The organism is Marinilactibacillus sp. GCM10026970, assembly GCF_042660675.1.
GTDB lineage: Bacteria > Bacillota > Bacilli > Lactobacillales > Carnobacteriaceae_A > Marinilactibacillus.
The window spans coordinates 269487-284960 of sequence record NZ_JBHSUL010000031.1; the positions used below are offsets into that span (position 1 = coordinate 269487).

14 protein-coding genes are annotated in these 15474 nt (G+C 35.0%); 13 read left to right on the forward strand and 1 reads right to left on the reverse strand.

Annotated features, from left to right (window positions below; translation table 11 throughout):
• Positions 1-184 precede the first annotated feature (184 nt).
• From licT to ACFP65_RS10150, 3 genes are all read left to right on the forward strand, one after another.
• Entirely contained in the window at positions 185-1042 is an 858-nt protein-coding gene (gene licT, locus ACFP65_RS10140; protein ID WP_379918256.1) for a BglG family transcription antiterminator LicT, read from the forward strand.
• Positions 1043-1155: 113 nt separating this feature from the next.
• A complete protein-coding gene (locus tag ACFP65_RS10145) occupies positions 1156-3051 on the forward strand; it encodes a beta-glucoside-specific PTS transporter subunit IIABC (protein ID WP_379918258.1) in 1896 nt (631 codons plus the stop codon).
• A gap of 12 nt (positions 3052-3063) precedes the next feature.
• Positions 3064-4476 (forward strand): glycoside hydrolase family 1 protein, encoded by a 1413-nt coding sequence (locus ACFP65_RS10150; RefSeq protein ID WP_379918260.1) that lies wholly within the window; start codon positions 3064-3066, stop codon positions 4474-4476.
• Between the two features lie 48 nt (positions 4477-4524).
• Here the strand turns inward: ACFP65_RS10150 and ACFP65_RS10155 are convergent, their stop codons facing one another.
• Positions 4525-5052, reverse strand: coding sequence for a hypothetical protein (locus ACFP65_RS10155; protein WP_379918262.1), 528 nt, complete (start codon positions 5050-5052; stop codon positions 4525-4527).
• A gap of 283 nt (positions 5053-5335) precedes the next feature.
• On the opposite strand from ACFP65_RS10155, the gene ACFP65_RS10160 reads away from it, so the two are divergent.
• The 10 genes from ACFP65_RS10160 (at position 5336) to ACFP65_RS10205 (ending at position 15185) form a co-directional block, all read left to right on the forward strand.
• On the forward strand, positions 5336-6448 hold the full coding sequence (locus ACFP65_RS10160; RefSeq protein WP_379918264.1) for a sensor histidine kinase: 1113 nt from the start codon (positions 5336-5338) through the stop codon (positions 6446-6448).
• Positions 6441-7079, forward strand: a complete 639-nt coding sequence (locus ACFP65_RS10165; protein ID WP_379918266.1) for a response regulator — start codon at positions 6441-6443, stop codon at positions 7077-7079. The genes ACFP65_RS10160 and ACFP65_RS10165 overlap by 8 nt, the downstream gene beginning before the upstream one ends.
• Before the next feature lie 98 nt (positions 7080-7177).
• Positions 7178-8110, forward strand: coding sequence for an ABC transporter ATP-binding protein (locus ACFP65_RS10170; protein WP_379918268.1), 933 nt, complete (start codon positions 7178-7180; stop codon positions 8108-8110).
• An 11-nt stretch (positions 8111-8121) separates the two neighbouring features.
• On the forward strand, positions 8122-9390 hold the full coding sequence (locus tag ACFP65_RS10175) for an ABC transporter permease (RefSeq protein ID WP_379918270.1): 1269 nt from the start codon (positions 8122-8124) through the stop codon (positions 9388-9390).
• Positions 9391-10473 (forward strand): ABC transporter permease, encoded by a 1083-nt coding sequence (locus tag ACFP65_RS10180; protein ID WP_379918272.1) that lies wholly within the window; start codon positions 9391-9393, stop codon positions 10471-10473. It abuts the gene before it with no gap.
• A 103-nt stretch (positions 10474-10576) separates the two neighbouring features.
• Positions 10577-11218 (forward strand): TetR/AcrR family transcriptional regulator, encoded by a 642-nt coding sequence (locus tag ACFP65_RS10185; protein ID WP_379918274.1) that lies wholly within the window; start codon positions 10577-10579, stop codon positions 11216-11218.
• Between the two features lie 16 nt (positions 11219-11234).
• On the forward strand, positions 11235-12137 hold the full coding sequence (locus ACFP65_RS10190; protein ID WP_379918276.1) for an ATP-binding cassette domain-containing protein: 903 nt from the start codon (positions 11235-11237) through the stop codon (positions 12135-12137).
• A complete protein-coding gene (locus ACFP65_RS10195; RefSeq protein ID WP_379918278.1) occupies positions 12134-13729 on the forward strand; it encodes an ABC transporter permease in 1596 nt (531 codons plus the stop codon). Before ACFP65_RS10190 ends, ACFP65_RS10195 begins: the two co-directional genes overlap by 4 nt.
• Before the next feature lie 155 nt (positions 13730-13884).
• Entirely contained in the window at positions 13885-14214 is a 330-nt protein-coding gene (locus tag ACFP65_RS10200; protein ID WP_379918280.1) for a PadR family transcriptional regulator, read from the forward strand.
• Positions 14214-15185: a permease prefix domain 1-containing protein gene (locus ACFP65_RS10205; RefSeq protein ID WP_379918282.1), complete on the forward strand. Its 972-nt coding sequence runs from the start codon at positions 14214-14216 to the stop codon at positions 15183-15185. The genes ACFP65_RS10200 and ACFP65_RS10205 overlap by 1 nt, the downstream gene beginning before the upstream one ends.
• Positions 15186-15474: the final 289 nt, after the last annotated feature.

Consider the following 15474-nt stretch of genomic DNA (forward strand, 5'->3'; position numbering starts at 1 on the left):
ATTTAAAAAAATGTTGACATTTGTATTGTTAGTGCTTACAATGTAGTAGTACAGATAATTAAATAGCAAAAGGATTGTAACTGCATTGGCAGGCAACACCTAACTACTTTTTAATAGAATGAGTCTATTCTATTTTTAATAAAGTCGTTAAGGTGTATTTTTTTTGGTTGGGAGGAGGTTGTCTGTGTGGATTAAAAAGATTTTCAACAATAATATTATTCTTGCTCATGATGAGAAGATGTCTGAACGTGTATTACTCGGTAGAGGAATTGCCTTCGGGAAAAAAGAAAATGATGAAGTTGATGAGTCTAAAATCGATAAAATTTTTATTCTTGAGTCTCAAGAATTAGTAGATAAATTTGTACATTTGGTAGGGGAAATACCAACAAATCATTTGGAGCTTACAGACAAGATTGTTAAAGAAGCAGAAAAACGATTGGACGTTAAATTCAATGACAGTATATACATTGGGCTGGCTGATCACATAAATTATGCCTTGTTCCGCTTCAACAATGGTGAACAAATTCAGAATGCATTTTTGTGGGAAATCAAGAAGTTTTATCCTAAAGAGTATCAAGTAGCTTTAGATATGCTCGAAACGATTTACTATTATGAAAAAGTGAGACTTTCAGAAGATGAAGCTAGTTTTATTGCGCTTCATTTTGTTAATGGTCAGAATATGAATTTTGATGTTAATTTCAAAGGAATCAATGAAACAATTATCATTCAAGATGTTTTTAATATTATAAAATTTCATTATTCAATTGAGATAGAAGAGGATACTTTAAATTATAGTCGGTTTGTTACGCATTTAAGATATTTTCTACAACGAATAACGCGTGAGGAAAGATTCGGATCGGGTGAAAATCAACTGTTCGATCAGGTGAGTACGAAGTATAAAAAAGCGTATCAATGTGTTTTGAAAATCAATAGTTATCTAATTAAAAAGTTAGATACTGAAATGACAGTTGATGAACAATTATACTTTATTTTACACATTAATCGATTAACAAATAGAGAAAATCAAATTCGATCAAATTAAAGGATTGTAACTGTATTGGCAGGCAACACCTGAATTGATCTACATAAAAAATCTAAGGATTTTTGTGTAGACTTTTAGGTGTTTTTTTGTACTTATAAACTGGAGGAATCGCAATGGATAATAAACAACTAGCAGAAAAAATTGTATCAAAAGTAGGTGGAGCTGATAACGTCAGCAATTTGACTCACTGTATCACTAGGCTAAGATTTAACCTTAGAAATGCGGACCTGGCGGATACAGAAGGTATAAAGGAAATGGAAGGCGTAGTCGGTGCGGTATACAAAGGAGGTCAATATCAGGTCATTATTGGCCCTCACGTTCAAAGCGTTTACGATGAAGCTATCCAGATGGTAGGTGGAGAAACAAATGGAAAGGAGTCAGAACCAGAAGAAAAACCAAAGGGTATCGCACTATTTTTTGATACGATTGCAGGGATATTCACGCCAATAGTCGGAGCTCTTGCAGGATCTGGTATGGTTAAAGCCATTTTAGCTTTGTCGACTGCAATGGGATGGTTATCTACTGAATCTCAAACTTACAGTATACTAAATATAATGGGAGACGCAGTGTTTTACTTCTTACCATTCTTAATTGCTACTACTGCAGCCAAAAAATTCAAAACAAGTCCATTTTTAGCATTAGTTTTTGCCGGGATTTTACTACATCCTGATTTAACAATGATGCGAACCGAAGGTATCGAAGCAGCATTCTTAGGTATTCCAATTAGATTAGCAACTTATTCTTCTTCGGTTATTCCGATTATTTTAATTGTGTTACTTCAATCTTATATAGAAAAATTTGCTAGAAAGTATACACCGGATGTTGTAAAAGTCTTCGTTGTTCCAATGGTTACAATATTAATCGTTGCACCGATTGGATTGATTGTTCTAGGACCATTGGGATCTATTGTTGGAGAATATTTAGCAGTATTCTTTACTTTTTTAGAAGAAGAAGCTAGTTTTGTTGTTCCATTATTAGTTGGTGGACTTGCGCCTTTCTTGGTTATGACGGGTATGCACTACAGTTTAGGAGCGGCTCAGGCAGTCCAGAGATCTATAACGGGTTACGGTAGTATTCTTACTCCAGGGTTACTTTCTGCAAATATGGCACAAGGTGGAGCTGTGATGGCTGTAGCTTTTAGAACTAAAAATAAGAAAACAAAGTCTCTAGCTACATCAACAGGTATTTCTTGTTTTATGGGCGTTACTGAACCAGCACTGTACGGCGTTACACTTCAAAACAAGCGTGTTTTAATATCCACTGTACTAGGTGGAGCGAGTGCTGGTCTTTATGCAGGTATTGTAGGGTTGAAAGCATGGTCTTCTGGAACATCCAATATTTTTTCTACCCCAATTTATATGGGCGGGGATTCTATGTGGAATTTTTACCATGCAATCATTACTGTAGTGATTGGTGCCGCTGTAGGGTTCACAGCTTGTTTGTTCTTATACAGAGAAAATATGCAATCTGACACAGCTTCAATTGATAATAAAAAACAAGAAACCACAACAAACTCAAATACTGATTCAGTTTCATTGGGATCTAGTTTAAGTGAAAAAAACGAAATTTTCAGTCCTTTAGAAGGACAGATGATCCCGCTAACAGAAGTTGCTGATGATGCTTTTGCAACTGAGGCTATGGGTAAAGGTGCTGCTGTAATACCTAAGACAGGAAGTGTATATGCACCATTTGATGGTCAAGTAGCCATGATATTTAAAACTAAACATGCCATTGGTTTAAGAAGTCATACGGGTGTAGAGTTGCTGATTCATATAGGTATTGATACAGTTAAATTGGAAGGTAAATACTTCCAAGCAAAAGTAAAAGATGGAGATTCTTTTGTGAAAGGTGACTTGTTGATGAAGTTTGATAGAGAAGCTATATTAAGTGCAGGCTTTGATTTGACGACGCCTGTTATCGTAACGAATACAAATGAATATCTTGATGTCATAGAAGCTGAAGAAATAAACGTCTCCAACTTAAATAAAATGATGACAGTCGTTAAATAAGGAGGATTTATAATGAGTCAATTTCCAAAAGGATTTTTATGGGGCGGTGCTACAGCAGCCAATCAATTAGAAGGTGCCTACAACGAAGACGGTAAAGGGTTATCAGTACAGGATATCATGCCAAAGGGCGTGATGGGAAAGGTATCAGACGGCCCTGTAGAAGAAAATTTAAAATTAAAAGGTATTGATTTTTATCATAGATATGAAGAAGATATCAAACTTTTTGCTGAAATGGGCTTTAAAGTTTATAGAATGTCGATTGCTTGGACAAGAATTTTCCCAACTGGCGAGGAGACTGAACCTAACGAAGCTGGACTAGCATTTTATGATAAAGTATTTGATACATGCAAAAAGTATGGAATTATGCCACTAGTTACACTGTCTCATTACGAACCACCTTTAAATTTGTCTGAAAAATATGGGGCATGGTTAGACAGAAGAATGATTGATTTCTTTGCAAAATATGCTGAGGTGGTCATGAATCGTTACAAAAATAAAGTCACTCACTGGATTACTTTTAATGAAATCAACGTAACCGTTTTTTCTCCACTTTTAGGAGGCGGTATTTTAACTCCCAAAGAAGAATTAACAATGAGTCAAAAATATCAGGCTGCGCATCATCAATTAGTTGCGAGTGGATTAGTCACTAAATTAGCTAGAAAAATCAATCCTGCTTTCAAGATTGGGTGTATGGTTGCTTCTCAACCAAGATATGCTATGACATGTAATCCTGATGACATTCTTTATGCAATGGAGCAACAACAGGAGACGACATTTTTCGTTCATGTTCATGCGACCGGGAAATATCCGTATTATACTAAACGGTTATTCAATGAAGAGAATATAGAAATAGAAATAACTCAAGAAGATAGAGAACACTTAAGTCACACAGTAGACTACATTACCTTTAGTTACTATAATAGTCGTACAATGGCAAAAGATCCATCGCCTTACCAAACGGCAGCAGGTAATATTTATAGAGGATTGAAAAATCCGTATGTTCAATATAGTGACTGGAATTATCCAATAGACCCTCAAGGATTGCGCTATATGCTAAACTTTTATTATGAACGCTACCAATTACCATTATTTGTAGCGGAAAATGGTATGGGTAGTTATGATACGCCTATCAAAAATGAAGATGGTTCATTAACAATTAATGATGATTACCGAATTGACTTCTTTAATGATCATATTCTACAAATAGAAAAAGCAATCGAAGATGGAGTAGATGTATTTGGTTATACTGCTTGGGGCTGTATTGATTTAGTTAGTGCTGCGTCAGCTCAAATTGATAAACGCTATGGTATGATTTATGTCGACCGTCAGCCTGACGGAAGTGGTACTTTAAAACGAACAAGAAAAAAATCATTTTTTTGGTATAAAGAATTGATTGAGTCAAACGGAGCATCCCTTAAAAGATAAATAAACCCAAAAAAGTCGACCAGAAAGGTCGGCTTTTTTGGGTTATGATTAACTGAATTGGATATAAATACTGAGATCAAAGGGTTCATAATCTTTGATTATTTTTTCGTTTTCATCATCATAGTACTTATAGGGTCCACCTTTGATATAGGCAAAATTAGCAACAATTGTTGACTGTAAATAAGATAAGGTATTTTTAGTGTACTCAACCGGTAGTTTACCTAAAAATATATCATCTATATAAATATCAAGCCTATCAGCATTACTGGGAACTAATTTTACATTTTGAGTGCGATAACTCTCATACTTAAAGATTTTATTAGCAGATTTTTTTAATTCTTGAGCATTTTTACCAGCATACTTTCTTTTATTAGGATCATTTTCTATAATTTTAGTTGTGATCGTATTTATAGTATCTTGATTAGAAGTTAACTCTTTTGCGGTCAAGTGGATTTTATATTCGATTGATAAAGGAAGACTAGCCTTTTCTCTCAGTATTGGCAATTCTCTAATGAATTGTTGAGACTGATTGGACTGTTTCTTCCAAAATTTTTTTATAGCATTCATGAATCTCATAGTAGATCCTCCCTTCAATCAAGTAAGATGAAATTCATGGTATAAAAAAGGGGTGTTATCTTTAAATAACAATCCATATTTTTATATTACCTAAAATGGTTACTATCTTCAAGATTTAAGCCTTATTTGAAGGGATTAAATTCTAAAATTTGTCTCTTTATAACAACTTTTCATCTATTGAGTGATATTTGATTCTTTATGGAAAAAAGTCACTTGCTGTCTATTGTGGAATTGATTTATACTCTAAATAATAACCTTATAATAGTTGTTAGGAGGAGTCATCTTGATCAATTATTGGATCTACTTCATATTTTTGACTTTGACTTGGATATCTGCACTTTTTTATCAAGGTAATTCAGTTTTAGGATTATTTTATACAGTAATTTTTTTTACGGGATACAACCTTATTCCATTAGTTTCTGTTTTATGGAAAAAAATATTCTTTATCGGATTGCTCCTATGTACAATCTTCGCTTTTATTTCAATGGAATTAAATCCTTTTGTCTGGTTGATTTTAGTCATTCTTGCGGCTCAATTTTATGAGCTTTTCAAACCCTACATAATTTATTATCTAATCATTCTCAGTTTCTTGACTACGCTCGTTCCGGCATTTTACTTGCTAGATTTAAAGATCATCATATATCAAATCTTACTCGTAGGCTTATCGGTCATCCTGATTGCTCAGTTAAATATCCAGAAGAAACAACATATAGAAAAGTCGATTGATAATACTAGGTTGTATAATGAATTGTCAACTATCAAGCGACAACAACTCCGCAATGATGAGCTTATTCGCCTGGAAGAAAGGAATCAGATTGCTAGAGAAATTCATGATGCGGTAGGGCATAGACTCACTGCCTTGCTGATGCAATTAGAAGTCGCTCGATTACAAGCTAAAGGTAAAGAAAGCGCAGAACAGTTCAGTGCTCTCAAAAAATTAGCTCAGATGAGTCTTTTAGATACGAGAAAGGCTGTGAATACATTAAGGTCTCAAGAGCAGTCCGGTCTCCAAGCTGTGATTTTTCTGATTCGTAAATTAGAGACTGAAAGTCATTTAAGGCTTACAATGACCTTGAAATCTGGCGTTTTGAATAGTGTATTAGACAACGAACAATCTGTCACACTCTATCGTGCGATTCAAGAGGCCCTTACTAATATGATGAAACATAGTGAGCGAAAACGAGCTGAAATCGTATTTGAAGTCATCGCAGAGAGAGAATTGAAATTTTCAGTAAAACATATTCAATCTCAAAAAGCGATCGTAAAAGAAGGCTTTGGTTTAACTAATATGAAAGAGCGTTTGGAAAATATTGATGGAAAGTTGTCAATTGAAAATAATGACGATCACTTTATTGTGGTCGGTCAGTTTCCACTGGAGGTGAAGCAAAATGATTGATATTTTGATTGCTGAAGATCAGACATTAGTGAGACAAGGCTTAAAATATATGCTTGAAACGGATAAAGAGTTTAGAGTAACTGGACAGGCAGAAGATGGTCTAGAGGCAGTAGAATTATGTAATCAAAATCGGTATGATTTAATCTTACTTGATATTCGAATGCCAAAGATGACTGGACTTGAAGCGGGTAAAAAAATTCGTGACAAATGGCCAGATGCTACCATATTAATGCTGACCACATTTAATGATCAAGAATATGCTTTGGAAGCTTTAAAAAATCGGGCCAATGGCTATTTACTGAAAGACGGAGATGCAGACGAACTGATCAAGTCGGTTAGAAGTGCTTTGAATGGGGGCTTGGCCATAGAGGATCAAGTAGCAGCAAAATTGGTTCCCTCCTTATTGGAGCATCAAAGTGAACAGTTAAAAGTAGACGACACGTTGACTGAACGGGAAATAGCCATTATAAAAAGAATCGGTGAGGGTATGAACAACCATGAAATAGCAGAATCGCTTTTTCTTTCAGTTGGGACAATCAAAAATTACATCTCGACCATATTACTGAAATTAGAATTGAGAGATCGAACACAGATTGCCATTTACGCTATAAAACATCAGTTAACAAAGTAAAGAAGTGACTAAAGTCATATTGACTAATGACTAGAGACAGTAACCTTGCTGTCTCTTTTAATTTATACTGAAGACAAATAAAGAAAGGAGTGAACAAAATGTTAGAAGTACGAGAAATATCTAAATCATTTAAGAAAACGGTCGCAGTCGATCATTTAAGTATGTATATAGAAAAAGGAGAGTCTATTGGTTTGCTGGGTCCTAATGGCGCTGGTAAATCCACCACTATTTCTATGATTTCAACATTATTACCACCGGATAATGGAACGATTGAGTACAAAAATGTCAATGTTTTAAAAAACGCAAGCACGATTAGACCTGTTTTAGGTGTCGTCCCGCAAGAAATTGCACTATACGAAGAATTATCGGCTTATGAAAATATGCGATTCTTTGGGAAGATATATGGGCTGAAAGGAAATACTTTAAATAGTAAGGTTGATGAAGTCTTAAAGCTAGTTGGTTTGACAGAACGTCAAAAAGAACCTGTAAAAAACTATTCTGGTGGTATGAAAAGACGGATTAATTTAGCGGTAGCACTTCTTCATGATCCTGAGGTCCTGATTATGGATGAACCTACTGTAGGGATTGATCCGCAATCTAGAAATCATATATTAGATACGATTCGTAAACTAAACGTTGAACACAACTTAACCATACTCTATACCAGTCATTATATGGATGAAGTTGAAAAACTATGTGATCGAATCTACATTATGGACGATGGAAAAATTGTGGCTTCCGGTACAAACAAAGAGTTGAAAAGTTTATTATCGAATGAAGAAACAGTAGAAGTTGAAGTGAAAACAAAAAGAATAGAATTTGAAAAAGTATTGAAAGAACACTCTGATGTCAATCAACTTTATGAAACGACCAAAGGTTATAGATTAATTGTTTCTAAAAGGGACGAACTACTTGTGTACATCTTTCGTCAAGCCGCTCTTCATGAAGTAACGGTAACTGGAATTCAAGTCAAAGAACCGACTCTTGAAGACGTATTTTTACATTTAACAGGTAGGAAGCTTAGAGATTAGGAGGTGTTCCCATGAAAGAGTTAATAAAAAAAGATTTTCTTTTACTTTCTAAAGATAAAAGTGAATTGATCGAACTACTACTCACACCTTTTCTATTGATTTGTATTCTAGGATTTGCACTTGGAAATTTGATGAATAACAGTACTGAGAACACTATTGAGACGACTGTCGTTGGTTTTGTAAATGATCAGAGAAATGGACTAGTACAATCGGATTTTGAAGCCAAGCTAGTTGAAGAGAACTTGTCTGACCTAGAGTATCAGCAATTTTTAGAAGCATCTTTTGAATTAGACCCAGTCTTACAATTGAAGCAGTTGTTTGAACAAGAAGAGATAAAAGATCTCTTTCATTTAGAAGCTTATGAATCCATAGAGTCTGCTCAGAAAGCGTTAGAAGAAGACGATATTGGCGGTATTATACATGTGCCAGATCAATTTAGTTTAAGTGTATTGAATTCGACTTTATTTGGAGAAGAATTAAAAACAGAACTTGAAGTGATCACACAAGATCCAAATCAAATCCGATCCATTACACTGACTAGTATTCTATACAGTTTTATTCACGAATATAATTTTCAAGCATCGACCGTTCCATATGTTGAAGATACTATGATTGATGATCGTTCTCAATATGGTGAAACATTGACAGTTTCTACCGAGGAGCCTATTAGTGCCTTTCAATACTATACGTTAGGGATGGGGGTATTTTACGCTCTAAGTATAAGTACAATTATTGCAAATCGTAGCTTCAGAGAAAAAGAAACACATGTATTTGCACGAATTATGATTTCGAATCAATCCCCTTTAAGCTACCTTATGAGTAAGATGGTTTCCAGTTCACTTATTGCTTTTATGCAGTTAAGTCTTTTATTTGGCCTTTCAAATTTAATATTCGGTATCTTTTCAGGACGACCTAGTTCATTTTGGTTAGATATTGCAGTGATAACGGCCATTTATTCTCTGTTAATAGGAAGTATAACCAGTTTGCTCACCTCTATTTCACTATATGGGAATGAAATTAAGATAGTGAATTTCTTTGGATCTTTTACAGCCGTATTGGCCTTTCTTGGAGGTAGCTTCACGCCAACCGAAAACTTCTCTGATCTGATTAAAACAATTGGAGATTGGACGCCTAATGGTGCAACGTTGACTTCATATTTGCAACTGTTAATGGGATTCGAAATTCAAGAAGTTTTGCCTCTTTTAGCCAGAGTAATTGGGATGAGTATTGTCGGTTTAACTGTGGCTGTTCTATTGTTTCCGAAAAGGAGGTTGGATTAGATGTTGACTATATTTTTTATGCAATGGAAAAGGACACTTAAAAGTCCATTACTGCTGATATTATTTTTTGGACTAACTATACTGATGGTTAATGTAGTGGCAGGAACCCAAGGTGGTCAAATGCTGGAAGTAGCTGCTTACAGTGAGAATTTATCAGAAGATCAAATACAAGAAAAATTAGATAGATTAAACCAAAGTGATACGATTCGTATTCATTTAAAAGAAAAAGATCAAGTAGAAGAAGATATCAAAATGGATAAGTATGGGTTTGCGTTAGTGCTTAAAGAAGACAACTATCAGATTCTTGTAGGAAGAGAAACGCAGCAGTTACCTGTCGTAGATCAATATGTTCGTAGAGTGTATAGCGAAGAAAATCGATTAAGTAGGTTTCAAGAGCAAAGCCCAGAACAAGTCATCGAAGTTAAAGAGCACCTATTGTTAAACGCAAGCTCATTATCTGATACTGGAAATAGTATTGTAAATTTATCCGTCATGTTGGGTATGACGTTCTACTTCACGATATTTTCAATTCTTTTTCTTATGACAGATCTATTTGAAGACAAAAGAAATGGTATTTGGAACCGATTGATTTTTTCACCGGTTTCGAAAGTTAAAATCTATCTTGGACATCTTTTATTTTATGTTAGTCTAGGGATTTTACAAATCATGATCCTAATAACCTTGTTGAGTCAAATGCTATCACTTGATTTGAATATCAACTACCCCATAGCGATTTTGATTGTACTATCTTTTATTCTTTGTATCGTATCTTTAGGAATATTACTCATCGCCATAGCAAAATCTTCTTCGGGATTGATGGTCTTGATTCCCATTATCGCAACTTCTACAGCCATGCTAGGTGGAGCTTTCTGGCCACTACAAGTCATTAATAATCGGTTTCTATTATTTGTGGCAGAGTGGATGCCCATCAAACAGGCTGTATACGGCATCGTTGAAGCAACTGTTCAAAATAAAAGTTTTTTTGAAGCAATACAACCTGTTGGGATACTATTAGTGATGAGTTTATTTTTTATGAGTATAGGCATCAATATGATGGAAAGAGTTAGTGAATCTCAACTATAAAATAGACTTTGTAAAAAGTTGACTGGACTGGTCAGTAGTGGTAAGCTCTCACTATGACCAGGTTGGTCAGCTTTTTATAAATTGGAGCAGAGGTGAGTAAGAATTGAACGAAGCTTTTAGTAAATTATCAAATGAAAAAAAATCCGCTATTCTTAATGCTGCTTATAATGAGTTTGAAGAACATGGCTTTAAAAGAGCTTCTACAAATAAGATAGCTGCTAAAGCTGGAATTGGTAAAGGGACTTTGTTTTATTATTTTGGAAACAAGAAAAAACTATATCAATATCTGATCACTTCTTCTTTTGACATTGCTTATGACGAATATTTAATGCAAATTAATTTTGATGAAACCGATTATTTTGATCGTTTAGAAAGTATAACCGATCTCAAACAGAAAGTAAGCAATCTTTATCCGAATGAATTGAGTTTCTTGTCTAAACTTCTTTTAACTCCAGAGGATATGGATTGGTCGGATGTGATACAGGAGAAGCGTGAAGAATCAGAAAGATTATGGGAAAAGGTTTTGACTGAAAATGTTGATTTCAGTAAATTCAGAGAAGATTTGCCGAGAGAAAAGGTGCTGAACTTAATCAAGTGGGGACTTGAAGGATATCGTAAAGAACTGGAGCAGAAAGCAAAATCTCTTGGAAATTCAACTGTCTTTTCAGAAGAAGAAATCAAATATTTCTATCAAGAATACAACGATTATATTGCTTTATTGAAAAAAACATATTATAAATCATAGTCAGGGAGTGAGTTGTATGAGTTTAGTTTCAGTACAGGGTTTATCTAAATCATTTGGTAAAACAGAAGCTCTAAAAGAAGTCAACTTTAGTATGGAAAAAGGAGAAGTTTTAGGCTTCATCGGACCAAATGGCTCAGGAAAGTCGACAACCATTCGAGTACTTTTGGGACTATTAAAAGCAGACAGTGGGAAAGCAAGTATTTTTGACCAAGATGTATGGTCTGATTCTGTGGCGATACATAAACGTGTTGCTTATGTTCCTGGAGATGTCAATCTCTGGCCCAATCTAACTGGTGGAGAAGTTATTGACTTGTTCTTAAGTATGAGAGGACAGCAGGTAGATCATGATAAGAAATGTTCATTGATTAAAGCATTCGATTTTGATCCTACAAAGAAATGTAGAAGTTACTCTAAAGGAAATCGTCAAAAAGTGGCGTTGATTGCTGCATTTGCTTCTGATGCAGACTTATATATTTTAGATGAACCCACTTCTGGTTTAGACCCACTACAAGAACGTATTTTTCAACAACAAGTAGCAACCGTTAAAAGGCGTGGGGCTAGCGTCTTGTTATCTAGCCATATCTTATCTGAAGTTGAGCAGCTTTGTGATACCATTGCGATTATCCGTAACGGAAGCATTGTGGAAGCAGGAACACTTAAAGATCTCAGACACCTTACCAGAACAGAAATTAGGTTACAAACACAAAAATCTTTAAATCATTTAAGTGTACTCAGTTGGATTCACCACTTTGTCCAAAAAGGCAATCAAGTCGTTTTTCAAATAGACTCCAATAAAATGGATCAATTGATTCAAGCACTACAAGGGATGGACATTCAATCTCTGGAAAGTGTTCCGCCTAAGTTAGAAGATTTATTCATGCGCCATTATGAAACGACTGGAGAGGAGGAGGAATCATGAAATCTATAATGGGGTTTAATTTTTTAACTCGCTTTGTCTTAAAGAAAGAATGGAAAGTTTTGTTCCTTTGGGCGCTTGGCTGCTTGATGTTTGTTTTTGTAGGTATTTTTGCATTTGTAACCATTTATCCTTCTGCATCTGACCGAACGGCTATGGCAGCTGCCATGTCTAATCCAGCTATGGAGGCACTTTTTGGAAAACTCATCGGAGGAGACAACTATACAATTGGTGCAATGTATTCACATACGATGACTATCCTCACACTGGCACTTTTTTCAGTCGCTTCGATTCTAATGATGATTAGAAATACCAGAGCTGAAGAAGAACACGGTATGATGGAATTGATTCAATCCTTTCCTATTGGAAGACTAGCACATTCGACGTCTGCTTTATTACTGTTAGTCAGCTACAATATATCATTAGCACTACTGACTGGATGGCTCCTCCTTTTAATGGGGGATTCGAGTATGGATTTGAACGGTTCCTTTCTTACTGGCGCAATGTATGGCGCAATCGGATTATTTTTCGGAAGTCTTGCCTTACTCGCCGCTCAATTATCCAGCAATAGTAGAAGTGCTACGATGACCAGTTTTTCACTTTTGGGCGCTGCCTATGTGATTAGAATCATCGGGGATACCGGTCAAGAATATTTGACTGTTCTTTCTCCACTAGGTTTACTATACAAGTCAGAACCGTTTGTATCTAATCGCTGGTGGCCTGTTGGAATAGTTTTACTTGTATCCTTTGTTGTTTTAGCACTAGCCTTTTATTTCCAGACTAAAAGAGATTTAGGCGCTGGACTATTGCCAGATAAAACAGGTAAACATTCAGCGGCTCTTTTTTTGAAAAAACCAATAGGCTTTGTTTTTCGATTGATGAAAACACCTTTAATTGCATGGACGATAGGGTTGATTCTACTTGGGATCACTTACGGTTCGGTTATGGGAGACGTGGAAAGTCTACTAGCAGGTAATGAGCTGATTGAGCAAGTAATCAGTAGTGATCATTCTCAATCCATTGTGACTCAGTTTATTTCCGTTATTATGGGCGTGCTGGCTATAGCTGCTGTTATGCCTTCTATTCAAGTCATTATTAAATTGTCTTCAGAAGAAAAAAACGGACGCTTACAGCATTTACTTGTCGGAACGAAAAGCCGTGGTCAGACTTTACTGACTTTTATAGCGGTTAGTTTGATTTCTTTAATCGTCATTCAAGTAGTACAGATTACTGCGTTTGGAATTACGGCGAGTTTAAGTCAGGACATTCTCAGTTTTAGAGAAATTTTTGAAAATGGTCTTGTCTATTTGCCTGCTATGGCAGTGATCCTAAGTTTGTCTATCTGTCTATTTGGATGGTTTCCGAAGAAAATATCCTTGACTTGGTTAGCTCTAGGCTATTGCTTTTTTATATTGTATTTTGCCAATTTATTTGAAATACCTGAATGGATAAAAGGATTTTCCCCGTTTTACCACATCCCAGAAAGATTAGATGGCGAATACGACTTAACCGTCCTTTTATATTTAACCCTTGCTTCTGTAGCTTTTTCTGTAATAGGAATCATCGGTTTTAAAAAAAGAGATACGATTCATTGAGTAAATCAGACTTCAGTCTACTAGGACTAAAGTCTGATTTTTTTAATTTACTGCATCTGATGTAGTAATTAATTAAAAGCTTTGGTATAATCATTACAACGACAGATGCAGTAATTGTTGTCTGTTGATCTTTATTACATAAAGGGGTGGGATGAGTGATCAGTAGTGACGTAAGTAGAGGATATAATGACTCATTTATCTTATCTATTTTAAATGAAGGCGATTCCTACGGATACGAAATTTCTAAACAGATTAGGGAAAGAACAAATGGCCAGTATGTAATGAAAGAAACGACGCTTTATTCAGCCTTTACCCGATTAAAGTCTAAAGGATATATCACGTCTTACCCAGGGAAAGAAACGCAAGGAAGAAAACGAACATATTATAAGATCACGGTAGCTGGAAAAGGCTTGTTGTTAGAAAAGCAAAAAGAATGGCAGTTGACAAAATCTGTTGTAGACATATTTTTTGGAGGGGAAATATAATGAATACAATAAAAGAGTATGTAGATAAAATGTTTAAACATGTTGTAAAAACACAAGAAACTGAGCAATTGAAAGTGGATATTTTAGCAAATATGGAAGACCGATACATCGCATTAAAAGAAGAGGGGGCCTCAGAGAACGAGGCAATCGGAACTGTTATTGTGGAATTTGGTAATATTGAAGAAGTGCTAGATGAGATGGGATTAAATCATGAAAGCACATCAGACGCAATAATGGAAGAGGTCATGATTGTTGAAGAAGATGATGCTCATGAGTATATTGAGACGAGAAGAAGAGCTGGTTTAGGTATTGGATTAGGTGTTTTATCTTGTTGTACTAGCCTAGGTGGCTTGTTAGGACTGATATCAATTTTTTCTTTTGAGCCTTTTGGTGTTTTCATAGGATTGACTTGGGCGTTAATATTTGCTGTCATTGGAGTAGCGATGTTTATCATTCAAGGGCAAAAATTGTCGAGTTATGAAGACTTCAATCATCCATTTATTTTAGTACCTGAGGCAAGAACTGTTATTAAAGAGCGAATGGAAGCTTATAGAAAATCTTTTACTTTTAGTATTATACTAGGAATTGCAATCTGTGTATTTTCATTTCTCCCTGTAATATTTGCAGCAATGACGGAAGAAGATAAATTAATTGTTTTTAGTAGCGGGTTAATGTTTACACTAGCTGGAGTAGGCGTTTTAGTTTTTGTTTACACCGGATTGGTTTGGACAGGCTATCAAAACTTACTAAACAAAGGCAAATCTGTTGAAGAAGTGACCGAGGCACGAATTAAAGATCAGCGAAATACAAAAATAACGAATATTCTTGAAAATATATACTGGCCAATTTTACTAGTAATCTACTTCTCATGGAGTTACTTTTCTGGATCATGGGCTTGGTCATGGATTATTTTTCCTATAGGTGGAATTTTACAAAGTACAATTGAATCCATATTTGGTATTGAAGATTAATAAATTAGTTAAATACTAAAGGTGTAATCTAATTAGGATTATATCTTTAGTATTTTTTTGTCTACTATTATTGTAAAGAAGTAGTTGTTAACAATAAATGCAAAGTGAGATAGCTAATATAATTATAAAAAATATATAATAATTAATACGATGGTTGCTTAATTGATAACGTTCGTTACGTTACTTTGATTATTTTAGCACTGAAAAGTCTTTATATTTGCTTCTTCTCATGTCATCATTTATTGTTTAAATTAGAAAAGGTTTGTGGATCAGTAGATTACCTAGAACT